Origin of the sequence: Methylobacterium organophilum (assembly GCF_022533465.1) — a bacterium.
In the GTDB taxonomy this organism is placed as follows: domain Bacteria; phylum Pseudomonadota; class Alphaproteobacteria; order Rhizobiales; family Beijerinckiaceae; genus Methylobacterium; species Methylobacterium organophilum.
On record NZ_CP092848.1, the window covers coordinates 4,789,159 to 4,814,543 of the forward strand.

At 71.9% G+C, this 25,385-nt stretch carries 22 protein-coding genes; 13 read left to right on the top strand and 9 right to left on the bottom strand.

Features of this window, described 5'->3' with window-relative positions:
- Positions 1-163 precede the first annotated feature (163 nt).
- Positions 164-6,961 carry an apolipoprotein A-IV repeat region-like domain-containing protein gene (locus tag MMB17_RS22655; RefSeq protein ID WP_241100358.1) on the top strand — a complete coding sequence of 2,266 codons (6,798 nt, stop codon included), beginning with the start codon at positions 164-166 and terminating at the stop codon, positions 6,959-6,961.
- 108 nt (positions 6,962-7,069) lie between these two features.
- Here MMB17_RS22655 and MMB17_RS22660 read toward each other — a convergent pair whose 3' ends face one another.
- On the bottom strand, positions 7,070-7,507 hold the full coding sequence (locus MMB17_RS22660) for a helix-turn-helix domain-containing protein (RefSeq protein WP_241100359.1): 438 nt from the start codon (positions 7,505-7,507) through the stop codon (positions 7,070-7,072).
- Between the two features lie 74 nt (positions 7,508-7,581).
- Here MMB17_RS22660 and MMB17_RS22665 point away from each other — a divergent pair, with 74 nt between their 5' ends.
- A complete protein-coding gene (locus MMB17_RS22665) occupies positions 7,582-8,460 on the top strand; it encodes a class I SAM-dependent methyltransferase (protein ID WP_241100360.1) in 879 nt (292 codons plus the stop codon).
- Between the two features lie 13 nt (positions 8,461-8,473).
- Here MMB17_RS22665 and MMB17_RS22670 read toward each other — a convergent pair whose 3' ends face one another.
- Together MMB17_RS22670 and MMB17_RS22675 are read right to left on the bottom strand one after the other, a co-directional pair.
- Complete coding sequence (locus tag MMB17_RS22670) at positions 8,474-8,914, bottom strand: DUF1489 family protein (protein WP_241100361.1); 441 nt, start codon at positions 8,912-8,914, stop codon at positions 8,474-8,476.
- A gap of 61 nt (positions 8,915-8,975) precedes the next feature.
- Entirely contained in the window at positions 8,976-10,148 is a 1,173-nt protein-coding gene (locus tag MMB17_RS22675; protein WP_241100362.1) for a hypothetical protein, read from the bottom strand.
- Positions 10,149-10,297: 149 nt separating this feature from the next.
- On the opposite strand from MMB17_RS22675, the gene MMB17_RS22680 reads away from it, so the two are divergent.
- From MMB17_RS22680 to MMB17_RS22700, 5 genes are all read left to right on the top strand, one after another.
- Positions 10,298-11,485: an MFS transporter gene (locus MMB17_RS22680; RefSeq protein ID WP_238313495.1), complete on the top strand. Its 1,188-nt coding sequence runs from the start codon at positions 10,298-10,300 to the stop codon at positions 11,483-11,485.
- 90 nt (positions 11,486-11,575) lie between these two features.
- Positions 11,576-12,730, top strand: a complete 1,155-nt coding sequence (locus tag MMB17_RS22685; protein WP_241100363.1) for an ABC transporter permease — start codon at positions 11,576-11,578, stop codon at positions 12,728-12,730.
- A 112-nt stretch (positions 12,731-12,842) separates the two neighbouring features.
- The gene (locus MMB17_RS22690; protein ID WP_308445695.1) at positions 12,843-13,598 is read left to right on the top strand and encodes an ABC transporter ATP-binding protein; all 756 of its coding nucleotides are present in this window, start codon (positions 12,843-12,845) and stop codon (positions 13,596-13,598) included.
- A gap of 80 nt (positions 13,599-13,678) precedes the next feature.
- A complete protein-coding gene (locus MMB17_RS22695; protein ID WP_238313490.1) occupies positions 13,679-14,761 on the top strand; it encodes an MlaD family protein in 1,083 nt (360 codons plus the stop codon).
- 156 nt (positions 14,762-14,917) lie between these two features.
- A complete protein-coding gene (locus tag MMB17_RS22700) occupies positions 14,918-15,517 on the top strand; it encodes an ABC-type transport auxiliary lipoprotein family protein (RefSeq protein ID WP_241102268.1) in 600 nt (199 codons plus the stop codon).
- Between the two features lie 4 nt (positions 15,518-15,521).
- Here MMB17_RS22700 and MMB17_RS22705 read toward each other — a convergent pair whose 3' ends face one another.
- Complete coding sequence (locus MMB17_RS22705) at positions 15,522-15,818, bottom strand: hypothetical protein (RefSeq protein ID WP_241100364.1); 297 nt, start codon at positions 15,816-15,818, stop codon at positions 15,522-15,524.
- Between the two features lie 131 nt (positions 15,819-15,949).
- Here MMB17_RS22705 and MMB17_RS22710 point away from each other — a divergent pair, with 131 nt between their 5' ends.
- The gene (locus MMB17_RS22710; RefSeq protein WP_238313486.1) at positions 15,950-17,428 is read left to right on the top strand and encodes an MFS transporter; all 1,479 of its coding nucleotides are present in this window, start codon (positions 15,950-15,952) and stop codon (positions 17,426-17,428) included.
- A 15-nt stretch (positions 17,429-17,443) separates the two neighbouring features.
- Here the strand turns inward: MMB17_RS22710 and rlmB are convergent, their stop codons facing one another.
- Positions 17,444-18,253 (bottom strand): 23S rRNA (guanosine(2251)-2'-O)-methyltransferase RlmB, encoded by an 810-nt coding sequence (gene rlmB, locus MMB17_RS22715; RefSeq protein ID WP_241100365.1) that lies wholly within the window; start codon positions 18,251-18,253, stop codon positions 17,444-17,446.
- Positions 18,254-18,405: 152 nt separating this feature from the next.
- On the opposite strand from rlmB, the gene MMB17_RS22720 reads away from it, so the two are divergent.
- Positions 18,406-19,281: a 4-(cytidine 5'-diphospho)-2-C-methyl-D-erythritol kinase gene (locus tag MMB17_RS22720; RefSeq protein WP_241100366.1), complete on the top strand. Its 876-nt coding sequence runs from the start codon at positions 18,406-18,408 to the stop codon at positions 19,279-19,281.
- A 74-nt stretch (positions 19,282-19,355) separates the two neighbouring features.
- On the opposite strand, the gene MMB17_RS22725 is transcribed toward MMB17_RS22720, so the two are convergent.
- Positions 19,356-20,378, bottom strand: coding sequence for a polyprenyl synthetase family protein (locus MMB17_RS22725; RefSeq protein WP_241100367.1), 1,023 nt, complete (start codon positions 20,376-20,378; stop codon positions 19,356-19,358).
- Between the two features lie 219 nt (positions 20,379-20,597).
- Between MMB17_RS22725 and MMB17_RS22730 the strand changes: the two genes are divergently transcribed.
- The 3 genes from MMB17_RS22730 to MMB17_RS22740 all read left to right on the top strand — a co-directional run bounded on the left by MMB17_RS22730 (position 20,598) and on the right by MMB17_RS22740 (position 22,210).
- Positions 20,598-20,843, top strand: coding sequence for a putative signal transducing protein (locus tag MMB17_RS22730; RefSeq protein ID WP_241100368.1), 246 nt, complete (start codon positions 20,598-20,600; stop codon positions 20,841-20,843).
- Entirely contained in the window at positions 20,833-21,627 is a 795-nt protein-coding gene (locus MMB17_RS22735; protein WP_241100369.1) for a tRNA1(Val) (adenine(37)-N6)-methyltransferase, read from the top strand. Before MMB17_RS22730 ends, MMB17_RS22735 begins: the two co-directional genes overlap by 11 nt.
- Before the next feature lie 67 nt (positions 21,628-21,694).
- On the top strand, positions 21,695-22,210 hold the full coding sequence (locus tag MMB17_RS22740; protein WP_241100370.1) for a DUF1697 domain-containing protein: 516 nt from the start codon (positions 21,695-21,697) through the stop codon (positions 22,208-22,210).
- A gap of 257 nt (positions 22,211-22,467) precedes the next feature.
- On the opposite strand, the gene MMB17_RS22745 is transcribed toward MMB17_RS22740, so the two are convergent.
- Entirely contained in the window at positions 22,468-22,884 is a 417-nt protein-coding gene (locus MMB17_RS22745; RefSeq protein ID WP_241100371.1) for a VrrB protein, read from the bottom strand.
- A gap of 246 nt (positions 22,885-23,130) precedes the next feature.
- Here MMB17_RS22745 and MMB17_RS22750 point away from each other — a divergent pair, with 246 nt between their 5' ends.
- On the top strand, positions 23,131-23,997 hold the full coding sequence (locus MMB17_RS22750) for a S49 family peptidase (RefSeq protein ID WP_241102269.1): 867 nt from the start codon (positions 23,131-23,133) through the stop codon (positions 23,995-23,997).
- 3 nt (positions 23,998-24,000) lie between these two features.
- On the opposite strand, the gene MMB17_RS22755 is transcribed toward MMB17_RS22750, so the two are convergent.
- On the bottom strand, positions 24,001-24,792 hold the full coding sequence (locus tag MMB17_RS22755; RefSeq protein ID WP_241100372.1) for a cysteine hydrolase family protein: 792 nt from the start codon (positions 24,790-24,792) through the stop codon (positions 24,001-24,003).
- On the bottom strand, positions 24,789-25,223 hold the full coding sequence (locus tag MMB17_RS22760; RefSeq protein WP_241100373.1) for a cupin domain-containing protein: 435 nt from the start codon (positions 25,221-25,223) through the stop codon (positions 24,789-24,791). The genes MMB17_RS22755 and MMB17_RS22760 overlap by 4 nt, the downstream gene beginning before the upstream one ends.
- Positions 25,224-25,385: the final 162 nt, after the last annotated feature.

Sequence of the window (25,385 nt, forward strand, 5' to 3'; positions counted from 1 at the left end):
TAACCATTCCGTTAAGGTTTTTTGGGCGCTTCGGCCGGCTCGGGTATCCGCAGTTCGCCCGGAGGGCTAGAGTTCCTTGGTAAACGGGTAAATCCGTCTCTTCTGCGGGGGTGCCGCGCCCCCGGTGAGGCGGCTTGCGTAACCTTGCGTAACGAGGCGGTGCATGGCCACGGAAAAGAAGCTGAAAGATCCGGCCGAGGCCGCCCTCTCCGCGATCGAACAGGCTTTGAATCTGGACCTTCCGACGCCGGGCGAGACGCAGGCCCGGGTCGAGCCCCGGCTCCCCGATGTCGGCGACGGCGATCCCCTCACCGAGCCGGCGGGCCGCAAGGCGCCCCCCGCCCTCGATCTCGACGCCGCCCCGGCCGAGGCGCGGCCCGAGCGCGGCCGCAACCGCCGCGAGGGCGGCCTGTTGCCGCCCGACCGCTCCCTCGTGGCCAACGACGACCGCCAGAATATCGGTCTGCTGCAGCAGACCCTTCGGGTGCGTCCCTCGCGCAAGCCCTACGTCTTCGCCGGCATCGCCTCGTTCCTCTGGCTGAACGGCCTGATCGCGCTGGCCTGGGTGCAGTCCGGGGGCGACCTCAAGGGCTTCGTGCTGGGCCTGACCGCCCTGCAGGCGGCGGTGGCCGCCGCGGCCCTCGCCGGGCCGATCGTGCTCTTCCTCATCACCGCGATGCTGGCCGTGCGCGCCCAGGAGATGCGACTCGTCGCCCGCGCCGTGGGCGAGGTCGCGATCCGGCTCGCGGAGCCGGAGAGCTTCTCGACGGATGCCGTCCTCACCATGTCGCAGACCGTGCGCCGCGAGGTGGCCGCGGTCGGCGACGGCGTGGAGCGGGCGCTGGCCCGGGCCGGCGAGCTGGAGACGCTCGTGCGCGGCGAGATCGCCACGCTGGAGCGCGCCTATTCCGACAACGAGATCCGCATCCGCTCCCTGGTCGACGAGCTGATCGCGCAGCGCGAGTCCATCGTCGCCAATGCCGACCGGGTGCGCGGCGCCATCGCCGGCTCGCACGAGAACCTGAGCCAGGAACTCGACGGGGCGGCCGAGCGGATCGTCGCCGCCATCACCAGCGCGGGCGAGCGGGTCACCGGCAGCCTCGACGCCCGCGGCGCCGAGATCACCGCGGCCCTGTCCGAACGGGGCGATGCCATCACCGCCACCCTGGGCGCGCGCGGCGAGCAGATCACCGCTGCGCTGGGCGAGGCCGGCGAGCGGGTGGTCGGGCTCGTCTCCGAGCGGGGCGACGACCTCGTCCAGCGCCTCACCGTCACCAGCGACGGCGTGCGCCAGAGCCTCGTCGAGGTCGGCGACGGCCTGACCCGCACCCTGCAGGAGCGCGCCTCCGAGGTCGCCCGCTCCTTCGAACTGTCGAGCGGCAGCGTCGGCGCGCGTCTGTCCGACAGCGCCGGGACCCTGGCCCGCACCCTCACCGAGACCGGCGAGGGCGTGGTCGAGGCTCTCAGCCGCCAGAGCGAGAGCGTGCGCGGCACCTTCGAGACCTCGGCCCGGGATCTCGAGGCCCTGTTCCTGTCCCGCGGCGGCGAGCTGACCGACCGCTTCTCCGCCACCGGCCATGCCCTGGCCGAGCGCTTCTCCGCCACCGGGGCGGAGATCACGGCGCGCTTCGCCGAGACGGGCGACGCCCTGCGCACTCAGTTCGAGGGCACGGGCTTCGCCATCTCCGAGGGCATCGCCGCCCGCAGCGCGGCCCTCCGCGCGGAGATCGAGACCGCCGGCAGCGACCTGTCCGAGCTGATCCAGGCCCGCGGCCGCGCGACCGAGGCCGCCCTCAGCGCCGCAGCCACAGGCGCGGCCGAGGCCTTCGTGCAGCGGGCGAACGCCCTGCGCGACGATATCCTCGCGTCCGCTGACCGCGTCACCCAGACGGTGGACGGGCGCGGCGCCGAGCTGACCGGCCGGATCGAGGCGGCGGCGAACCGCCTGCACGACACCATCACCGTCCAGGGGGCCGAACTCGGCACCAACCTGGAAGCGGCGGGCGAGCGCGTGGCGCGGCTCGTCACCACCCGCGCGGATGCCGCCGCCTCCGGCATCGAGCAGGCGCTGGACCTGCTCGGCTCCACCTTCGAGCGCAACACCGCGAGCGCGGTCGAGGCGGTGCGCAGCGCCGTGCAGACCCTGGCCGGCGAGCTCGGCGCCCGCAGCGCCGAGGCCAGCGCCGTCCTCCGGCGCGAGGTCGAGGAGACCACCATTGCCGTGGGCACCAGCACGGCGGAGGCCGCCCAGGCCCTGCGCCGCTCGGCGGCGAGCGCCACGGGCGAATTGGAGGCGCGCAGCCTGGAGGCCGTGGAGGCCTTCGAGCGTCGCCTGACGGAGACCGCCGAGGCTTTGGCCGCGCGCACCGCCGAGGCGGCCGACCGCCTGCAGCAGGCCTCCGCCGGCATGGGCGAGGCGGCGCAGCGGCGCACGGCCGAGATCGTCGCCACCTTCACCGGCCTCTCCGAGGCGGTTGCCCGCGCCGCCGATCAGGCCGGGGGCGGCGTCGAGGCCCGCACCCGTGCCCTGATCGAGCAGTATCGCGAGGCCGCCCAGGCTTCCGAGGCCGCCGCCGCCGCCCGCGGCGCCGAGATCGGCACCCGCTTCACCGAACTGTCCCAGGCGCTGGGGATGGCCGCCGAGGAGGCCCTCGGCACCCTGCAGGCGCGCACCGGCGAGATCCTGGCCCAGTTCCGCGGCAGCACCGAGGGCCTGACCGGCGATGTCGGCCAGCGCACCGAGGCGGCCCTGGAGAACCTGCGCGGCACGATCCGCCAGATGGCGGAGGAACTCGCCGCCCGTGCCGAGGAGGCGAGCGGCGCGGTCGCCCGTGCGGCCCAGGGCGCCAGCGGCGATCTCACCGCGCGCATCGGCGAGGTCGAGAGCGCCTTCGGCACCCATGGCCTGACGCTGACGGCCATGATCGCCTCTCAGGCCGACGAGGCCCAGACGAAGCTCGCCGGCACCGGCCGCGAGATCGTGCTCGCCATGGCGAGCCACGCGTCCCGCGTCAGCGACGCCCTCGGCCAGACGGGCGCGGCCTTCGCCGAGACGACCGAGCACCGGGCCAAGGCGATCGACGACGTGCTCACCAACCGCCTCGCCGCCCTGCAGGAAACCATCACCCGCGGCGACATCCTCGCCGACCGGATCGCCGTGGGCACTCAGGCCTTCGGCGAATCCGTGACCGGTCGCCTGGAGGAGATGGACCGCGTCATTTCCGAGCGCGGCAAGACCCTCGCCGAGACCATCGCCGAGCGGGCCCGCGAGGCCCGCGCGGTGGTCGAAACCCATCTCGGCACCCTCGAGGAGCGTTCGAAGAACCGGTCTGTCGAGATCGGCGAGATCTTCCACAGGCATGCCTCCGAGATCGAGGCGCAGATCGAGGCCCGCGCCGCCGCCCTGAACGAGATGCTGGCCGCGCGCTCCGGCGAGATCGGCCGGGTGCTCGACGACGGCAGTCGTACGCTCTCCGCCGGCTTCGACGAGCGGGCCAAGACCCTGGCCGAGACGATCGCCGAGCGCGGTCGCCTGCTCGGCGAGGCCATCGCCGCCCGTGCCGCCGAGATCGGGGCGCAGATCGAGGCGCGCAGCCACGATCTCGCCGGTCGCCTGGATGCGGGCGCGCAGCGCTTCGACAACGGCGTCCTCGCCCGCCTCGAGGCGGCCAGTGCCGCCCTCGACGAGCGCAGCCGCGCCCTCGACGAGACGTTCGCGGCACGGGCCGGCGAGACGGTGCATCTGATCGAGACGCGGACCCGCGCCCTCGATGCCGAGCTCTCCCGCCAGGTTCAGGCGCTGGTGGCCCTGATCGAGGCCCGCGGCGGAAGCGCCCAGGAGGTGCTGGCCGCCCAGACGGACAGCCTCGTCAAGCTGTTCGACGAGCGCACGGGGGCCCTGTCCGGCCTGATCGAGGAGCGCGGCCGTGCCGTCTCCCTGGATCTGTCCGGCCGCATCACCGAGCTGGCGCAGGTGTTCGAGCGCGGCGGCCAGTCCCTCGGCAGCGAGTTCGACCGGCGTGGCGAGGGCCTGCTGTCGGCGCTGCGCACGCTCTCCGCGGAGATCGACCGCGCCCTCGGCGACGGGACCGGACGCCTGCATGAGATCGTGGAGGGCCGCGCGAACGAGATCCGCGCTCTGCTCGAGAGCCATGCCGGCGCCTTCGACGAGAGCCTCGCCGGCCGGATCGAGCCGTTCCGCGCCGCCTTCGAGGACCGCACCCGCGACCTCGTCGCCAGCATCGAGGCCGGGCTCGGCCTCGCGGCCGGGGCGGTCGATGCCCGCACGCGCCGCCTCGAGGAACTGTTCGACGAGCGCCTCACGGCCCTGGGCAGCGTGGTCGAGGGACGCGGCACCGAGGTCAGCCGGGCCGTCGCGGACCGGGCGCAGGAGCTGCGCGGGTTGTTCGACGAGATCCTGGCCACGATGAACGGCCTCGTCGAGGACCGCTCCGAGGCCCTCACCCACCGCCTCGACGCGCAGGCTCGGGCCCTCGCCCAGCTGTTCGACGAGCGGATGGCGAGCCTCGACGGCCTCGTCACGGAGCGCGGCGCCGCCTTCGCCAAGCTGATCGAGGCGCAGGGCACCAACCTGACCCAGGCCGTGGATTCCCGCAGCGAGGCCTTCACCACCCGCATCGACAGCCGCCTGCGCAGCTTCGCCTCCATCGTCGCCTCGCGGGCCGACGCCCTGGCGGAGGCTTTCGACGATCGCCAGGAGGCCTATACCGCCCTGGTGGATCAGCGCACCGCCGCCCTGATCGCGGCGATGGACGAGCGCGTGAACCGGCAGGCGGCGCTGACGGAGGCGCATTCCGAGGTGCTGCAGAAGCTGCTGGACGAGCGCAACGCCGCCATCGGCGCGCTGCTGGAAAGCCGTGGCGGCACGCTCTCCGAGGCCCTCGCCTCGGGCACGGAGTCGCTCACCCGGCTTCTCGACACGCATCGCTCGGATGTCGCCGGTCTGCTGGAGAGCCGCAGCACCGCCCTCACCACCGAGCTCGCGGGCCGCACCGACAGCCTCGCCGGCATGATCGATGCCCGCGGCACCCAGCTCGCCCAGCGCCTCACCCAGAGCGCCGAGCGGATCGCTCACGCGATCGAGGGGGGCACCGGATCTCTGGCCGAGATGATCGACGGTCGCGGGACGGCCCTCGTGGCGGCCTTCGGCCGACAGACCGAGCGCTTGCGCGAGACGGTCGACGGGCCTGCCGCGGCGCTGGTCGCGGCGCTGGCCGAGCGGGGCGAGGCGATCGAGCGGGCCTTCGCCGATCAGGGCACGCCCCTGGTCGAGACCCTGCGCCAGCGCACCGAGGAGCTGGTGGCCCGGACCGAGGCCTCCGCCAACGCCCTGCGCACGGCCATCGACGAGGGGGCCGCGCGGACGCTCGCCGCCCTCGCCCGGGCGAATGACGGCCTGCGCGACGATCTCGGCGCGGTGCTGGCGCGGGTCGAGGCGGCCAATGCCGCGCTCACCGACCTCGTCGCCGGGACCGCCGGCAATCTCGGTGCGATCGAGAACGGACTGGCTGCACGCATCGAGCAGATCCAGTCGGCCCTCGGCACCGTCGCGGCCGAGACCGAGCGGGCCAGCGCCGGGGTGCGGAGCCAGGTCGAGGCTCTGCGCCAGGCGGCCGAGGGTGCCCTCAAGGAAGCCACCGCCCTCTCGGCCTCCCTCGGCCGGAGCGGGCGCAGCCTCGGCGAGCAGGCCGAGGCGCATGCCGCCACCCTCACGGGCGCCGCGGGTTCGCTGGAGAGCATCGAGAGCCGCCTCGCCGCGTCCCTCGACGGTCGCCGCCAGGAGGTCGAGGCCGTGCTGGCCGGGCTGGAGCAGCGCTCCCGCAACCTGGAGGCGGAGGCCGCCCGCTTCGGCGAGCGTATCGAGCAGACGCTGCGCGCCGCCGAGGCGCGGGCGAAGGAGGTCGGCGAGAGCATGACCCGGACCGCCCAGGCGGCCGGATCGAGCGTCACCGCCGAGTTCGACCGACTGCGCAGCGGTGCCGATGCGGAGAGCGAGCGTGCCGTCTCTTCGGTGCGCACGGCGATCGAAGCCGCCGCGGCGCAGATGCGCGACGTGTTCGGCACCGCCTCGCAGAATCTCGGCGCCACCATCGCCCAGGTCGGCGCCATGGCCGCCCAGGTCCGTCAGGAGCTGGAGGCGACCCGCGGCGAGCTGCAGCGCGGCGTGCTGGAGATCCCCCGCGAGACGCAGGATGCGGCCGGCGAGATGCGTCGCGTCGTCTCCGAACAGATCGAGGCGCTCAACCAGCTCTCGGCGCTGGTCTCGCGCTCGAACCGGGCCGTCGACGTCGCCCAGCCGGTCGAGCAGCGCCGGGTCGCCGAGGGGGGCCGGGCCGCGGCGCCCGCCCCTGCCCCGGCGGCGCTCGCTGCGGCTACGCCCGCTCCGGCGCAGAGCCGCCCTGCTTCGGCCCCGTCGGCGCCCCCGGCCGCGTCCGCCCGTCCGGCCGCCGCAGCCCAGGCGGCGGCGCGCCCCGCCCAGGGGGCGAAGTCCGGTCGCGACAATCGCGGCTGGCTCTCCGACCTCCTGACCCGCGCCTCGATCGACGAGGACGGCGAGGAGACGGCTCCGGCTCAGGCGGCCCCCGCGCCGGCCAACCGCATCACCCTCGACGCGATCTCCACGGACATCGCCCGGATGATCGACCATCAGGCCGCGGTCGAGTTCTGGCAGCGCTACCGCCGGAACGATCCGAACCTGCTCGACGTGAAGCTCTATACGGGGCCGGGCCGGCAGACCTTCGTCGAGGTGGAGCGGCGCTACCGGACCGATGCGGAGTTCGCCCGCACCGTCGACCGCTACGTGGGCGAGTTCGAGCGCCTGCTCGGCGAGGTGACCCGCAACGACACCGACACCCGCCGGGCCGACGCCTATCTCACCTCCGAGACGGGCAAGGTCTACACCCTGCTGGCCCATGCCAGCGGCCGGTTCGAGGGGATCTGATCCCTTAAGATCCTGGAGATCGGAAGGCCGGGACCCCGAACGGGTCCCGGCCTTTTTTGGGTCGATGCGGCCCCTCCCGCCTCGGGCAAGCGAGGCGTCGAAGAAGGGCTATGCCGGGACGCAGGAGAGCGCCTTCCTTCGCCCGGGCCGTCCCGCCCTGCGGGCTGCGGCGGCGGCCAGGATCCGGCGGAAGGTCGGGCATTCCATATGGCTCGGCGCGCCGCAGGCGGCCGCGTGGATCAGCCCGTCGCGCAGGGCCGTGAGTTTTCGGATGGTGTCGTCCAGTTCGCTCGCCTTGGCGGCGAGAAGCGCTCGGTCGATCCGAGGGCTTCCGTCCGGCGCGAACATCCGGGCGATCTCGTCGAGGGAGAAGCCGGCGGATCGGCCAAGGGCGATCAGGGCCACGCTCTGCAGGACCTGGGCCTCGAACAGGCGCCGGAGTCCGCGTCGGCCGACCGAGACGATGAGCCCCCTCTCTTCGTAGTAGCGCAGCGTCGAGGCGGGCACGCCGGAGCGGCGGGCGACCTCCGAAATGTCGAGCAGCATACTCCCTTGACCTCAAGTCGACTTGAAGTGGCACGGTGACGCTTCTTCGTTTCACGCGCAAACGGAAGGTGGCGATGACGAGCACGCAACACGCTGTGGAAGAGGACCAGGCCGGCGTCTGGAACGGCCGCGCCGGCCATGCCTGGGTCCAGGCGCAGACCCTGCTCGACGACCTGTTCAGGCCCTTCGAGGACCTGCTCCGCGAGGCCGTCGCGGCCTCGCCCGACCGCCCGGTGCTGGATGTCGGCTGCGGGACCGGGAGCACCACGCGCGCTGCCGCGGGCGCCACGAGCCCGATGGTCCCGGTCACCGGCATCGATCTGTCCGTGCCGATGATCGAGGCCGCCCGTGCCCTGTCCGCTTCGCTGGGCGAGAGGGTGCGGTTCGTCTGCGCCGATGCCGAGCGCTACGTCTTCGTGCCGAAGAGCTTCGGGACCGTCATCTCGCGCTTCGGAATCATGTTCTTCGCCGATCCCGTCCGCGCCTTCACCAATCTCAGGGCCGCCGCGCAGGAGGATGCGCGGCTGCGCGCGGTCGTCTGGCGGAGCGCGGAGCAGAATCCCTTCATGACGACGGCCGAGCGGGCGGCCGCCCCGCTCCTTCCCGAGCTTCCGCCGCGCCGGCCGGATGCGCCGGGCCAGTTCGCCTTCGCGGACGCGGACAGGGTGCGGTACATCCTGGGGGCGAGCGGATGGGGCGATGTCGTGATCCGACCCATCGACGTTCCCTGCACGATGCCCGAACGGGATCTCGCCGAGTACGTCACGCGCCTGGGCCCGCTCGGCCGGATCCTGCCGGATGTGGATGCGCCGCGCTGCGCGGAGATCGTGCGGCGGGTCCGCGCTGCCTTCGATCCGTACCTGCACGGGGAGGCGGTGCGCTTCGATGCGGCCTGCTGGCTGCTGGAAGCGCGGGCCACGCACGCCGCCGGCTCGATGGCCCCGATCGGTTGAACGTGCGGCCGGCTCAGATCAACCCCATCGCGGCGAGTTCCCGACGCAGCGATTCCGGCATCTCGGCGAGGTCGCCCGAGGTGCGGGCATCGAGGTCGGTGGGGGCGTCGCGCGGTTCCAGATAGCGCCAGCCCTGGAAGGGCCGGCAGGGCCGTGGCGAAACCGGCACCACTTGGGGGTCGAGCACCAGCCGGCAGCGGCCGATCCCGTCGGTTCCGGTGAAGGGGTCGATCCGGGTGATGGCCTGCCGGCACAGCAGGGTGCCCTTGATCACCCAGTAGATCGAGCCCTTGCCGGCAATCGCGCCTGCCCGCTTGGGGATCATCCGGGTGGTGTGGAAGGGGGCCGGATCCTGCCCGCTGCGCAGGGCCTCCTCGCGATGGCGGGCGATGCGCGCCTCCAGCTCCTCGATCGAGCCGGGGCCGACGCAGAGCTTGAGCAGATGGAGCGCCATCCCGCCCCTCTACATCAGGCGGGGGCCGCGCACGAGCCGTCCCGCCGGCGAGGGGCCGCGCTCACGAGAACAGCGCGATCTTCTCCTCGATCGTCAGGCTGTCGAGATCGCCGAACACCGCGGAGAGATCGACCTCGCCCAGCTCGGCTTCGGCTTTGGTCTCGGCTGCCGCGGGGGCGGCCTCGACCTCCGCGTCGAAGGCCTCGACGTCGTCGGAGGGGACGACGAGTTCAGGCTCGGTGGCCGGCGGAGGCGTTTCGGGCTCGATCGCGAGGAGGGCCGGCTCGTCCTCGAGCTCAGGGTCGCTCGCCGCGTCCGCCAACGCCGCTTCCGGGCTCTCCGGCATCTCGGCCGTTTCGACGGCGGCCTGTTCGACCCTGCCCTCCTCGGCGAGGTCCTCCTCCGGGACGAAGTCCTCGGTCACCAGCGCCAGGGCCGCGACCGGGGCCACCGGCGCGCTCTCGGCCGCTTCCGGGACCTCCGGCAGGAAGACGAGATCGTCGGCGAGCGCGGAGGCTGCCGGAAGCGGCGCCTTGGGGGCGGGCGCCTCGGCATTCGGCTCCATGTCGATGAAGCGGTCGACGTCGCTCTGGCTGAGGTCGAAGGTCGTCGGCGTCGTCCGGCTCTCGTGCGCGGACGGGGCCGGCTCGATCGGCTCGCCCCAGATCGCGATCATCGAAGCGATGCGCTCTTCCAGGTAGCGCAGCGTATGGACGATGCGGCCGGTGCGCTGGGCGGTGAGGTCCTGGAAGGAACAGGCCGTGTAGATCTGGGTGGCCCGGCGGTCGAGCTCGTCGCAGACGCCGGCATCGGCGCCGGTCTCGCGCAGGGTCCAGGCGGCCTCCTGCACGTTCTCGGCGGCGCCCAGGATGTCGGAGGTCGCCCGCTCGGTGTCGCGCACGATGGCGTCGAGGGCCTCGGAGGCCATGGTCAGCCGGCTCTGGTCCCGCTCCGGGGCGTTGAGGGCGGTGATCTCGACCTTGGTCCGGGCGATGGCGTCGGCCATGTCCATCAGGTCGCCGCGCAGGCGGCCGACGCCCTCCCCGGTCCGATCGCTGGTGACGGCGTTCTCCAATCGGCCGATCGCGTTCAGCAGCAGATCGGTGTCGGCGTTGCGGTTGCGCCGGGCGAATTCCGACAGGAACCAGCGGCCCCGGGCGGTCTCGCGCACCGCGGCCTCGATCAGGTCGTACTCGGACGCGTCCAGCGGCGTCAGCGAACGGGAACTCGACATGAACACCACACGCTTCGGGCCCGTCGGCACGGGGCGCAGCGCCCGCACCGGCCGGCACGTTTCGAAGTTCCGCGCAGTTTGACACGGGGCCTTTAACGCAGGCTTACGACCGGTATCGCCGAGCCATTTCCGCGGAATTCCCCTTTCCGATGTCGCCGACGCCCGAGCCCGATCCCGTCCGGCTCACGCTGCTCTACACCTTCGTGTTCGTCGAGATCGGCATCGCCATGCCGTTCATGCCGGTCTGGCTGAACGCCCTGGGGCTCGATCCGCGGGTGATCGGCGCCCTGATCGCCCTGCCGATCGTGATCCGCATCGTGGCGACCGCGCCGCTGATGTCCCTGATCGACCGGGGCGTGCCCGCCCGCGCCCTCCTGATCGCGGGGAGCCTCGGTGGCGGCCTCACCTATGCGGCCATGCCGCTTGCGGCCGGGTTCGGCGGGGCGCCCCTCGCCGGGCTGGTGGCGCTGAACGCGCTCTGCGGCGCCTCGCTCGTGCCCTGCATCGACTACCTGACGCTCGCCGCGGTGCGCCGCTCCGCGCGGCTCGACTATGCCCGCATCCGCATGGGCGGCTCGGTCGGCTTCCTGGTGGCGAACCTCGCCGGCGGCGCCTTGCTCGGCCTGCTCGGCGAGCGTTTCGCCGTGCCGCTCCTTCTCACGCTTCTCTCGCTCGTCGCGGGCGCGGTCGCGCTGGCGGTGGGCGAGACCGGCAGCCCCGCCCGGCCGGCCTCCCCCGGCGGGGAGGCGCCCGGGCCGCGCCTGCCGAACCAGCTGCGCCTCGCCATCGCCGCGGCGGCGACGATCCAGGCGACCCATGCCGCGGTGAACGCCTTCGGAGCGATCCACTGGGCCGCGCACGGCATCGCGCCGCGCTGGATCGGCGCCCTCTGGGCGATCGGCGTCGCTTCGGAGATCGTCCTCTTCGCCATCGTGCGGAAGGTGCCTGCGCGTTGGCGCTCGCCCTTCCGCATGATCGGGCTCGGGGCCGGCGCGGCCCTCGTCCGGGCGGTGGGCATGGCCGCCTACGGCACCGAGCTTCCGGCGGCCCTCGCCCTCCAGCTCCTGCACGGCTTCACCTTCGGCGCGACGCAGCTCGGCGCCATGGCCGCCGTCTCGCAGCTCGCGCCGGAGGGGGCCCGCGGCCGGGCGCAGGGGACGGTGAGCGCCGCCACCGCCCTCGTCGCCTCCGGTTCGACCCTGCTCTGCGGCCTCGTCTACGCCCAGGCCGGAGGTGCGGCGACGTTCCTGTCGATGGCGCCGCTGGCGCTCACGGGCTTGTGCCTTGCCGCACGCGGCGGCGTCCTCGCCCGGCGCGCTGCCTTGATCGCGCCATGAAGCGGCGCGGATGCTGCATCATGCCTTTCGGAAACGGTCCGTTGAGGATGTTTCCATAAACCTGCGCCGCCTCGACGCGGAAACGGAATGATGGTCCTGCGCAGAGACGACAGCGCGCTCGCCCCCGATGCCGCGACGGCCGATCTCGATCCGGCGAGCGGCCGCTTCCTGCTGCGCGGCCGCTGGACCGCCGATCAGGGCGCCGCGGTGGAGCGGGCCTGCGCCGGCATCGCCGAGCAGGGCGCGCGCCAGGCGGTCCTGATCGACCTCTCCCACGTCATCCGCCTCGACACGCTCGGCGCCTGGGTGCTGGAGCGGACCCGCAGCGAGATCGAGCAGCGCGGCGGCCGGCTCGCCTATGCCGGGGCGCGGCCCGAGCACCGCATTCTTCTCGACGAGATGCATCTGCGCGCCGCCGAGCCGCCGCCGCCCCGCGGTCGGGGCGGCATCGTCGGCCTGTTCGAGACCATCGGCCGGCGCACCGTGACCATCGGCCACGAATGCGTGGCCGGCCTCGCCTTCCTCGGCGAGGTGATCAGCGCCTGCGGCCGCGTGGCCCTGCGCCCGGGCACCTTCCGCGGCGCGGCCCTGGTCAACCAGATCGAGCAGGTCGCCTATCGCGGCGTGCCGATCATCGCGCTGATCTCGTTCCTCGTGGGCGGGATCGTGGCGCAGCAGGGCATCTTCCAGCTTCAGCGCTTCGGCGCCCAGAGCTTCGTCGTGAACCTGATCGGCATCCTGATCCTGCGCGAGCTCGGCGTGCTGCTCACCTCGATCATGGTGGCGGGCCGCTCCGGCTCGGCCTTCACCGCCGAAATCGGCTCGATGCGCATGCGCGAGGAGGTCGATGCGCTCCGCGTCATGGGCCTCGACCCGATCGAGATCCTGATCGTGCCGCGCATCCTCGCCCTGGTGATCGGGCTGCCGCTCCTCGCCTTCCTCGCCTCGCTGGCGGCCATCGCCGGGGGCGGCCTGACCTCGGCGATCTATGGCGGCATGACGGTCGACGCCTTCGTCTCGCGGCTGCAGGTGGCGGTCTCGTTCCACCACTTCGCCGTGGGGCTGATCAAGGCGCCCTTCATGGCGCTGATCATCGGGATCATCGCCACGATCGAGGGGTTCGCGGTGGAAGGCTCGGCCGAGTCGCTGGGCCGCCACGTGACCGCCTCAGTTGTGAAGTCCATCTTCATGGTGATCGTGCTCGATGGGCTCTTCGCTGTCTTCTTCGCGGCCATCGACTTCTGAGAAGCCCGGGACCCGAGCTTTGAGCGAGAACGCACGCCCTCGTCCCCCGCAGGCCCGCGACGCGATCATCCGCGTGCGCGACCTCGTGGTCGGCTTCGGCCACCGCACGGTGATGAAGGGGCTGAACCTCGACATCTATCGCGGCGAGATCCTCGGCTTCGTCGGCCCCTCCGGCCAGGGCAAGTCGGTGCTGACGCGGACCATCCTCGGCCTCGTGCCGAAGCGCTCCGGCACCATCGAGATCTTCGGCGAGGACGTGGACGGGCTCACCCTCGCCCGCCGCCGCCAGCTGGAGCAGCGCTGGGGCGTGCTGTTCCAGCAGGGCGCGCTGTTCTCCGGACTCACGGTCAAGCAGAACATCCAGATGCCGATGCGGGAGCATCTGGACCTGTCCGAACGCCTGCTCGACGAGTTCGCCCGCCTCAAGATCGAGATGGTCGGCCTCAAGCCCGACGCCGCCGACAAGTATCCCTCCGAGCTGTCGGGCGGCATGATCAAGCGGGCCGCGCTCGCCCGCTCGCTGGCCCTCGATCCCGAGATCCTGTTCCTCGACGAGCCGACCTCGGGCCTCGACCCGATCGGCGCCGGCGAGTTCGACGATCTCGTCTCCACGCTGAAGGAGACGCTGGGCCTGACCGTGTTCATGGTCACCCACGACCTCGACAGCCTCTACACCGCCTGCGACCGCATCGCGGCTCTGGGCGACGGACAGATCATCGCCGAGGGGCCGATCGAGGCGATGCTCGCGAGCGATCATCCCTGGCTGCGCTCCTACTTCCACGGCAAGCGCGCGCGGGCCATCGCCACCGGCGGGGGCGAACACGCGGCAAGGGATCAGGGAGACGGTCATGCGCAGCTTCGCGCCTGAGGCCCGCCGCGCGGGCGGCCGCGGCGTCGGTGCGGGCCCGCACCGCGCGCCCTCGATGGATCAGGGAAACGGCTGAGCTCATGGAGACGCGTGCCAATTACGCCCTCATCGGCGCCTTCACCGTCGGTGTGGTCATCGCCGCCTTCGGCTTCGTGTTCTGGCTGCAGGGCGGCTCCCGCGGTCAGGCCACCCAGTTCGTCCGGGTGATCTTCTCCGGCTCGGTCGGGGGCCTCGCCAAGGGCTCCACGGTGTCGTTCAACGGCATCAAGGTCGGCGAGGCGACGGAAGTGCGCCTGCTGCCGCAGGATCCGCGCCGGGTCGAGGCGGTCGTCCAGGTCGATCCCTCGACGCCCCTGCGCGCCGACACCCGGGCCCGGCTCGATTCCGCGATGCTCACCGGCGTCTCGCAGATCGCCCTGTCCGGCGGCAGCGCCGACGCGCCCCCGCTCCAGCCCGGCTCGGGCGACAAGATGCCGACGATCTTCGCGGATTCGAGCGACATCCAGGACATGATGGCCGCCGCCAAGCAGATCGCCCAGCGTGCCGACGACGTGCTGCAGCGGCTCGACAAGGTCGTGGCCGGCAACGAGGGCGCGATCAACCGCACGCTGGCCAACGTCGAGGCCTTCTCGAAGACGCTCGCCGAGGCCGGCCCCTCGATCGCCGGCCTCGTCAAGGCGGTGGACGGCCAGCGCCTCAACCGGGTGATCGAGAATGCCGACCGCTTCTCCGGCGCGCTCGCCACGGCAAGCCCGGATATCGAGGCCGGCCTGCACGATGCCCGTTCCCTCGCCGCCAAGCTCAACGCGTCCGCCGACCGCGTCGATGCCGTGCTGAAGGGCGCCGAGAGCTTCCTCGGCTCGGCTTCCGGCCAGCAGGGATCCTCGACCTTCGCCGAGGTGCGCGAGGCGGCGATTTCGGTGCGCGACGCGGGCCGGGCTTTCCGGACCCTGTCGGAGAATCTCGACAAGCGCACCGCCAACATCTCGACGAGCTTCAACCGTCTGTCCGGTTCGAGCCGCCGCGAGGTCGAGGCACTCTCCAGCGACGGGCAGCGTACGCTCAACACCCTGAACCGCGCCGCCAAGAGCCTGGAGCGCGACCCCTCGCAGGTGATTTTCGGCGGGAGGCCGTCGTTGCCGGAATACAACGGCGGCCGCTAACCGTACCCGACCGCACCCGTTGTGCCGGGGCGCACGGCAACGCTTGTGCTTTGCTTTAGTTTAAGGATGAAGACGTTGGCCGAGCCGCTTCGCGGCGAAGGGACGGACCAGTTGCAGATCGCGCCTATCACCCCTGGTTTCTCCATGCCGAGCCCGATGCGGTTGCGGCGGGAGGCGGGATCCCCGGCAAGAGCGGCGGTGTTCGCCTGTCTGCTCGTGGCCCTCGGCGGCTGCGGGGGCGGTAGCGCACCGCTGACCTTCGATCTCGCGGCGCTACCGCCCTCGAGCCGTACCGGTGGCGCGGCGCGCGCGATCATGGTCTCGGAGCCGGTGGGGCTGCAGCCCCTCGAGGCCGACCGCATCATCGTGCGCGAGCCGGGCGGCTCCCTCTCCTTCCTGGGCGGTGGCCAGTGGGCCGACCGGTTGCCGCGTCTGATCCAGACGCGGTTGATCCAGAGTCTGGAGAATTCGGGCCGCCTGCGCTCGGTGACGCGGCCCGGCGACAAGGTGGTCTCGGATTATCAGCTCGTGAGCGAGATCCGGGAATTCGACATCCAGGCCGGCTCGGGCGAGGCGGTGGTGGACCTCTCCGCCAAGCTCGTGGCCGAGGGAACCGGCCGGGTCGTCAATGCCCGCATCTTCACGGCCCGCGTGCCCGTCGGGAAGGTCGATGCGCGGAGTGCGGCGGTCGGCCTCGATGCCGCCCTGGGCCAGGTGCTCGTCGACCTCGTACGCTGGGTGAATATGGCGCGCTGATCGCTCAGTCGCCGGCCGGCCGTGCCGTGCTGCCCGTCGGTCCGTAGCCCTGGTAGACCACGCGGACCGAGCGGCGTTCGCCCGGCAGGGCGGAGAGCGGGACCGAGCGCGGCAGCCGCAGCTCTCTCGACGGTTCCGATGCAGGCGCCGAGCGCTGCGGCCGGAGCGACCAGATACCCGTGGCGTCCGAGCCCGCCGTCGCATCGGCGGCCTGGCCCGACCCGGTGGCGAGCAACTGCGCGGCGAAGAACCCTCCCGCGACGGTGAGGGTGAGAAGTGCGATCCTCGAAAGATTGATCATGGCGGCTTGGCCCGGTGAATGGGTCCATTGCGCCGCTTGAAGCGTTTCCGCTTGCTGGTGCGCGGAAGCGGTCCTCGGATTCCGCCGGGCGTTGCCAACACCTGTCTGCAACCACGGTTAACGAGGCGTCGATGGCGAGCAAGGCGGAAGGAGCGACCGGGGGCACGGCGCCCGAACGCGTGGCGATGGGCACCGTCGTCGACACCGACATTTCCGCCAGGCTCGACCGGCTGCCCTTCGGGCGCTTCCACCTGCTCGTGATCGTCGCCCTGGGCATCACCTGGGTGCTCGACGGCCTGGAGGTGACGCTGGCCGGCTCCCTGGTCGGGGCGCTCCGTCAGGCGCCGATGTCCTTCACCGAGTTCGATGTCGGGCTCGCGGCGAGCTCCTACCTCGTCGGCGCGGTCACGGGCGCGGTCGGCTTTGGCTGGCTCACCGACCGGATCGGGCGCAAGAAGCTGTTCTTCATCACGCTGGCCCTCTACCTGACCGCCACCGCGGCGACGGGCCTGTCCTGGAACATCTGGAGCTTCTGCCTCTTCCGCTTCCTCACCGGGGCGGGCATCGGCGGCGAGTACACGGCGATCAACTCGACCATCCAGGAGCTGATCCCGGCGCGCGTCCGCGGCTGGACGGACCTCGTCATCAACGGCTCGTTCTGGATCGGGGCGGCGCTCGGCTCCTTCCTGTCCATCGTCGTGCTGCGGCCGGGCATGATCGATCCGGCCTGGGGCTGGCGCATCGCCTTCTTCGTCGGCGGGGGCATCGGCCTCGTGATCCTGCTTCTGCGGACCTGGATCCCTGAGAGCCCGCGCTGGCTCGTCACCCACGGCTACGCCGCCGAGGCCGACCGGGTCGTGACCGGCATCGAGAAGCGCTTCACCGACGACGGCGTCACCCTGCCCCCGCCCGACGAGAGCCGGCGTCTGAAGCTCAGGACGCGCCACCACACCCCGCTCTCGGAGGTCGCCCACGCCATGTTCGTGACGAGCCGGCGCCAGACCCTGGTCGGCCTGTCGCTGATGATCGCGCAGGCCTTCTTCTACAACGCCCTGTTCTTCACCTATGCCCTGGTGCTCGAGCGCTTCTATCAGGTGCCCGGCGAGCATGTCGGCTGGTACCTGCTGCCCTTCGCCCTGGGCTCCTTCCTGGGGCCGCTGCTGCTCGGCCGCTTCTTCGACACGATCGGGCGGCGGCCGATGATCGCCTTCACCTACGGCATCTCGGCGGTTCTTCTCGCCGGGGTGGGCTTCCTGTTCCTCGGAGACAGCTTCGGAGCCGTCGGTCAGACGGTAGCCTGGATGGTCGTGTTTTTCTTCGCCTCCGCCGCGGCGAGCTCCGCCTATCTCACGGTCGCCGAAACCTTCCCCCTGGAAATCCGCGCCCTTGCCATCGCGGCCTTCTACGCTCTGGGCACCGGCATCGGCGGGGTCTCCGGCCCGCTCCTGTTCGGCAGCCTGGTCGAGACAGGCTCGCGGGACTGGGTGCTCGGCGGCTATCTGCTCGGCGCTGCGCTGATGGCGGTGGCGGCGATCGTCGGCGGGGTCTGGGGGACCAAGGCGGAGGGCCGTTCCCTGGAGGACGTGTCGAAGCCCCTCGCCTCGGCCTGATCGGGAGGGGGCGGTTCAGGCCGCCCCGTTTCCCTTCCGTGTCAGGGCGTAGAGGGTGATCGCAGCCGCGTTGGAGACGTTGAGGCTCCGGATCGCACCGGTGAAGTCGATCCGCGCGAGCACATCGCAGCATTCGCGGGTGCGCTGGCGCAGGCCCTTGCCCTCGGCGCCGAGCACGATCACCGCCGGGCTCCGGGGTGTCAGCGCCTCGAGATCCGTCTCCGCGTCCGAGTCGAGGCCGATGCAGGAAAAGCCCCGCTCCCGCAGGGTGGTCAGCGCATCGCCGAGATTGCGCACGACCACCATCGGGACGTGCTCCAGCCCCCCCGAAGCGGACTTCGCCATTACCCCGGTCGCGTTGGGCGAGTGGCGCGCCGTGGTCACGATGGCTGTGACGCCGAAGGCAGCCGCCGTGCGCACGATCGCGCCGACATTGTGCGGGTCGGTGATCTGGTCGAGGGCGATGAGCAGGGCGTCGTCCGGCATCGCGTCGAGGGCCGGTGCGGAGAGCGGGTCGGCCTCGAGGTAGAGGCCCTGATGCACCGCATCCGGCCCGAGCAGGCTGCCGATCGCCGCCGGGCGCACGATCTCCGGCGTGATCGGCAGGGTCCCGATCTCCTCCGCGAGCCGGGCCGCGGCGTTTTCGGTCGCGAGCAGCCGGTGCAGGCGCCGGCCGCTGTTCGACAGCGCCTGCGAGACCGGGTGCCAGCCGTAGAGCACCACGTGGTCGAGCCCCTCCCGCGCCTTCGGCATCGGGGGGCGCGGCCCCTGCGGGCGGGGCCGGTAGGGCTTGCGGAAACGGGGTGGGCCGTCGGGCGGCGTCATGGGAGGGCTTTCGGCAAACGGGGAAGACGTCGATCAATCGGGCTAGCGCCTCCGCGTCAAGCGCGGAGGCCGCGCGGTTGCCGATCCCGCTGCGCCCGCGTAAACGCCGCGCGAAGCTTCGCCGAACGCCCGTCACCCTGCCGGAAGAGCCCGTGTCCGCCCTCATCGCCCGCGCTCCGGCCAAGATCAACCTGACCCTGCACGTGCTCGGGCGGCGCGAGGGTGACGGCTATCACGTCCTCGAAAGCCTCGTCGCCTTCGCGGGCACCGCCGACATCCTGAGCCTGATCCCTGGCGAGGCATTGTCCCTCGCCGTGAGCGGCCCGACTGCCGGTCCCGCGGGGCCGACCGACGACAACCTCGTCCTGCGCGTGGCGCGCCGTCTTGCCGAGCATGTTCCCGGTCTGCGCCTCGGTGCTTTTCATCTGGTGAAGCGCCTGCCCGTGGCGGCGGGGATCGGCGGCGGGTCCTCGGATGCGGCTTCTGCCCTGCGGCTGCTCGCCCGGCTCAATGACCTGCCCCTCGATTATCCGGCCGTCGTCGCAGCCGCCCGCGCCACTGGCGCTGACGTGCCCGTCTGCCTCGACCCCCGTGCCCGGATGATGCGTGGCGCCGGCGAGGCAGTGGGGCCGGGGCTCGGCCTCGCGCCGGTGCCGGCGGTGTTGATCAATCCCGGCGTGCCGGTGGCCACGGCTCCGGTCTTCAAGGCCCTCGGGCTCGCCGTGGGCCAGACGCTGCCCGGCGCCGCCCATCCCGAGATCGCCCCTGGCCTCGACGCTGGCGCCCTGCTCGCGGCGGTGACGCCGGCCCGCAACGATCTCGAAGCCCCGGCGCTGAGCGTGGCCCCAGTCATCGGGACGGCGCTGGCGGCCCTGCGCGGACAGCCCGGCTGCCGCCTCGCCCGCATGTCGGGCTCCGGCGCGACGGTGTTCGGCCTGTTCGCCGACCGCCGGGAGGCGGTGCGGGCGGCCCGGGTGATCCGGGCGCAGAACCCGCTCTGGTGGGTGGCGCCGACCTGGCTGCGCTGACGGCAGCGCAATTCCCGACCGACAGCGCCTGCCGGCGCCGAACGTCTTGTGGTTGACAGCGCCTGCCGGCGCCGTCAGTGCGCCCGGGCGATGCAGAAATCCACGACCTGCAGCAGGGCCGACTTCATCGGGCTCTTGGGGAACAGCGCCAGGGCATCCCGGGCCATGGCGCCGTAATGGCGGGCCCGCTCGATCGTGTCCTCCAGCGCCCGGTGGCGGCGCAGGATCGCGAGGGCTTCCTCCAGGTCGCCCTCGCCGAGCTCGCCCTGCTCCAGGGTCCGCCGCCAGAAGGCGCGCTCCGCATCGCTGCCCCGGCGGAAAGCGAGCACGATCGGCAGGGTGATCTTGCCCTCGCGGAAATCGTCGCCGACATTCTTGCCCAGAGCCGCGCTGGTGCCGCCGTAATCAAGCACGTCGTCGATGAGCTGGAAGGCGATGCCGAGATTCATGCCGTAGGAGCGGCAGGCCGCCTGCTCCGCCCGGGGCCGCTCGGCGAGCACCGGCCCGACCTCGCAGGCGGCGGCGAAGAGCTCGGCCGTTTTGGCGCGGATCACCGCGAGGTACTCGTCCTCGCTGGTCTCGGTGTTCTTGGCGGCGGTGAGCTGCATCACCTCGCCCTCCGCGATCACCGTCGCGGCGGCGGAGAGGATGTCGAGGGCGCGCAGCGAGCCCACCTCCACCATCATGCGGAAGGCTTGGCCGAGCAGGAAATCGCCCACCAGCACGCTCGCCTCGTTGCCCCACTTGATGCGGGCGGCGACGCGCCCGCGGCGCATGTCGCTCTCGTCGACCACGTCGTCGTGGAGGAGCGTGGCGGTGTGCATGAACTCGACGGAGGCCGCGAGCTTTACCGCCCCGTCATGTCCGGCATAGCCGCAGAGATCGGCGGCGGCGAGAGTGAGGATCGGGCGCAGGCGCTTTCCGCCGGAGGCGATCAGGTGGTTGGCGACCTCCGGGATCATGGCGACGTCGGAGCCGGTGCGCGACAGGATCGTCGCGTTGACCTTCTCCATGCCCTCGCGCACCAGGGCGACCAGATCGGTGAGGCTCGCCTCCGGATCGGGACGGCTCTCATCCAGGGATACGACGACGCCCAAGCGCGATGCCTCCTTGCGATGGCGCGGCCGGACCGCAACCGTAGGCCGACCCCTTCGCACGGGGCGTGCGGTGTCGCAACACGCCCCTTAGCCGCGGGTCGCCCTATGCCGTGCGTGTCCCGCCCCAAATCCGGATGATCGCCGAGGATCGGCGGATCGGGCCTCAGCGACAGCGTCGGCTCCCGGTGCTAAGCCGGGCGACCCCGCCCGGAGCCTGCCGTGACCGAGCTGATCCGCACCAACGACATCGTCCTCGTCGGCTTCGCTCGCTCCCTGCTCGAAGGCGCGGCGATTCCCGTGCTGGTGGCCGACGAACATGTCAGCGGGATCGAAGGCTCCATCGGCGCCTTCCCGAGGCGGCTGCTGGTGCCGGACGACCAGGCCCGCCAGGCCCGGCGCCTCCTCACCGAGGCCGGGCTCGCCCACGAGCTGCGCGACGACCGAGGGCACGGCGATGGCGCTTGAGCCCGCCGCCCTGCCCGATCCTTCGCCCGGCGATCCGCCGGAGCCAGAGGACTGGCTCGGAGGCCGTCTGCGGCTGCGCCAGCCGCCGCGGGGCGCTCATCGCGCCGGCACGGATGCGGTGCTGCTCGCGAGCCTGCTGGGCCCCGACGCGGCGGGCATAGTTCTCGATGCCGGGGCGAGCACGGGGGCGGTCGGCCTCGCCGTCGCCCGGCGCGCGCCGGATTGCCGGGTGGTGCTGGTGGAGCGCGAGCCGGTGCTGGCCGACCTCGCCCGCCGCAACGCCGCGGAGAACGGCCTGTCGGAGCGCGTCGCGGTGCTCTGCGCCGATCTGCTGGCGCTGGGCGCGGCCCGCCGGGCGGCCGGGCTCGCGGGGGAGAGCGCGGAGGTGGTGCTCACCAACCCCCCCTTCTTCGAGGGGGGGCGCCACCGCCCCTCCCCCATCGCCGGCAAGGCCTCGGCCCATGGCTTCGCGCCGGGCGGCCTTGAAGCCTGGATGCGCGCCTGCGCCGATCTGGCCAAGCCCGGCGGACGCCTCGGCCTGATCCACCGCGCCGACGCCCTGCCCGCCTGCCTCGACGCCCTGCGCAACCGCTTCGGCGAGCTCGCGCTCCGCCCGGTCCACGCCCGGGCCGGCGATCCGGCGATCCGCATCCTGCTCACGGGCCGGAAGGGCAGCCGCGCGCCCTTCCGTCTGCTGCCGCCCCTTGTCCTGCAGGATGCGGAGGGCCGCTTCACCCCGCAGGCGGAGGCGCTTCACCGTGGAGAGCGTTGGCTCGAGGGGTGAGTGGGGGAAGACGGTGATGCCGTCGTGATATGGCTTGGCGGCGTCAGCGAAATGGCGGAGTGAGACGGTGACCGGATATGTGGCCTTGCTTCGCGCCGTGAATGTCGGCGGTACCGGCAAGCTGCCGATGACGACGCTGGCCCAGATGTGTGAGGCGGTTGGGTTCGAGAAGGTGAGAACCTATATCGCCAGCGGGAACGCCGTTTTCCGAAGCGGGGGTTCGGAGGCCGAGGTGCGATCCGCGCTTGAGAGTGAGCTGTATACCTATGCAGGCAGGAATGTCGGTGTGATCGTGCGGACCGCCTCTGAGATCGCTGACACGCTCGCCCGCAACCCGTTTGTAGCTTCGCCTGGCAATCGGGTCATGGCCCTGTTCGTGGATGGGACGCTTCCGGCCGATCCGATCGACGGCGTGACAGGGCTCAAAAACGAGCAGGTGCGCTTGGGCAAGCGCGAGCTATTCATTTTCTATCCGGATGGAATGGGGACCACTCGACTTCGCATACCCAGTGAAAAGCAGGGGACGGCTCGGAACATGAACACGGTCGCCAAGCTCGCTGAGATGACTCAAGCGGTTGCCTGATCCCGCAAGGATGTCGTGTGAACGGCGCCGTTCTTCCAAGATCGACCTGAGCGTATGGGCAACGGGCAAGTCATCGCAACCGAACGACGGGTTCCGGGAGGCTCGCCGACGGTTCGGAACGGACGGGTGGGGGCGAGAACCGTCGAGCCGCTTCCGAAGCGAGCGCGGGCTCAGGGCCGTCATCCTCGAACCCCACGAAAAAGGGCGCCCATCTGGGCGCCCTTCGGTCTTCCTGTCGCGAGCGTGAGGCGGGGGCCTCAGAAGCGCCGCCAGCCGTGATGGTGGCCCCAGCCGTGGTGATGGCCCCAGTGACGGTGGCGCCAGCCATAATGGTGGCCCCAGTGGCGATGCCCCCAGCCGTAATGGCGGCGCCAGCCATAGGGCCGGTAGTAGTGATGGCGCCGCCAGCCATAGACCGGGCGATAATAGACCGGGCGGCGGTAATAGTGTCGGCGATGCCAGGCGTGGCGCCGGCGCCAGTACGGGCGATAGCCCCAGTGCCGGCGATGCCAGTATCGTCTCCGCCCATGCCAATGCGCCTTGGCGACGAGGGCGCCCTCCACCCCCGCGACCGCGGCGCTGGCCGGCAGCGACGCCGCCCCGGCGCTCGCCGAGAGGCCGACGGCGCCCCCCAGCATGCCGATCGCCAGGATCATCCATCTCAACACACGCATCCTCGCGTACTCCTCCTCGTGGATCCGTCCGTTGACGCTTGCCGCGATCCCGCAGGACGGCTTGCGGGCGGCCGAGGAACGATCGGCGGGGCGAAACGGTTCGGGCAGGCAGCCCGATCCGGCGCCGCGGAAGGCTCCTGTCGGCGGCTGCGGATGGCGCGCCGGGCCGCGGCGGATTACGCAGGAGACGGCCGAGGTGGCGAAGCCGCCCGGCTTATGGTCGAGATCGAGATCCTCAGGGGCAGCATGCCGGGCAAGAGCGCGCGTCCGAACGTTTTCCGCCGGCTGCTGCCGAAGCGCTGGCGCGATCCCCGCCCGCGGGTGGCGGTTCTGCGCCTCAGCGGCACGATCGGCGCCCTGTCCCCCCTGCGGCCGGGCCTGTCGATCGCCACCCTCGGCCCGGCCCTGGAGCGCGCCTTCGCCATGCCGCGGATTGAGGCGGTGGCGCTGATCGTGAATTCCCCCGGCGGCTCGCCCGCCCAGTCGCACCTGATCTACCGCCGCATCCGGCAACTGGCCGCGGAGAAGGACGTCCCGGTCTTCGCCTTCGTGGAGGATGTCGCGGCCTCGGGCGGCTACATGATCGCCTGCGCGGCCGACGAGATCGTCGCCGACCCGACCTCGCTGGTCGGCTCGATCGGTGTGGTCTCGGCGGGATTCGGCTTCGACCGGCTGATCGAGCGCATCGGCGTCGAGCGCCGGGTGCACACCCAGGGCGAGGCCAAGGCCATGCTCGACCCGTTCCGGCCGGAGGATCCGGCCGACGTGGAGCGGCTGAAGCGGATCCAGGCCGACGTGCAGGCGCTGTTCACCGCGCTCGTCAGCGAGCGCCGGCCGAAGCTGTCGCCGGGGGAGAACCTGTTCACCGGAGCGGTCTGGAGTGGGCGGCAGGCGCTACCCCTCGGCCTGGTCGACGCCCTCGGCGACCTGCGCGGCACCCTGCGGGCGCGCTACGGCGACAAGGTTGACCTGCGTCTCGTGGCCGATGCCAAGGGCTCGCTCCTCGGCCGCCTGCTCCGCCGCGGCACGCCGGGCAGCGTCGCCGCTGCCCTGCCCGAGGCGGCGCTGGCTGCCCTCGAGGAGCGGGCCGCCTGGGCGCGCTACGGGCTCTGAGCTTTATCCGAGCTGGCCTAGCAGGGCCGGCCCGTCCGTGACGAAGCCGAAGCACTGGCGGATGTTGTACAGGGTCGCCTGGGTGCAGAAGTCCGGCGAGGTGGTGGCGGCGCAATCCTCCAGCAGCAGGCAGTCATAGCCGAGGAAATTGGCGTCCTGCAGGGTGCACATCACGCATTGGTCGAGGTTGACACCGGCGAAGAGCAGCGTCGTCACGTCGAGATTGCGCAGGATGCTGGCGAGGGGCGTGTCGGGGAAGCCCGACATCCGGTACTTCGCCACCTGGATATCCCGCGGATCGGGCGCCAGTTCCTCCACCACCTCCGCCGCCCAGCTGCCGAGCTGCAGCACCGGCGCGCCGGATTTCGGCAGGGGGTCGCCGAGGCCGATGCCGGCGCCGGTGGGGTTGTAGACGTGGAGCAGAGCCGGGCTGAGGTTGAGCCGGTCCGGCCGGTTGCCCCAGTTCACCCAGATCACCGGCACGTCCGCCCCGCGGAGGGCGGGCAGCAGCCGTTGCAGGGGCTCGATCGGCCGGCGGGCCGGGCTCACGTCGACGCCGATATGGGCGAGCCAGCCGTCCGGGTGGCAGAAGTCGTTCTGCATGTCGACGACGAGGCAGGCGGTTCGGGCGAGGTCGAAGGTGATCGCCCGGCCCTTGTCCTCCACCGTCACCGGCCGCTGCGGCCCGGGACCGCGCAGCAGGCTGACCCGCTGCGCATCGACCTGCCACTGGTTGCGCGGGCTCGCGCCGAGGGGGCGCAGGGCCGTGCCCGCGGACAGCGCGTCCTCGCTCATTGGCCGCGAAGCACCCGCATGTCCTCGGCGTCGAGCGCGACCGGCTCGCCGCGGCGGATGAGCTCGGCGAAGCCCTCGTTCGGGGTCATCACCGTGAGCGTGTAGAGCTTGCCCTTGCCGGTGTTCTGGATGACGTGCTCGCTGCCCGGGCGCAGCAGCAGCGCGTCGCCCTTCTTGATCGTCATGGTCTTGTCCTCGCAGCGGGCGATCCCCTCCCCTTCGAGCACGTAGAAGAACTCGTGCGCGGCAGCATGCTCGTTGGGCGGCGTGGCGCCGCCTACGTTGAAGATCTCGATGACGAAGATGTTGTCGATCGCGTCTTTTGTCTCGTCGAACAGCATCGCGAAGTAGTTCGTGTCGTTCGGGCCGATCCGGAACGCCTTCACCGAATCGGGGGTCTCGAAGCTGTAGGGCAGCATGGAACGGGTCAACTCCCTCTCTGCGGCGGCCTCGTGGCCGCCCTGTTCGCGCCTAGCCGATCTTGTGCACGGGCCTGCCCGCGGCACGAAGCAGCAAGTTTCGCGCCCTCCGTTGCCGGAAGGGCAACGCGACGCGTTTCGGCGACACCGGGCCGGATGTCGCGGAGCCGGACC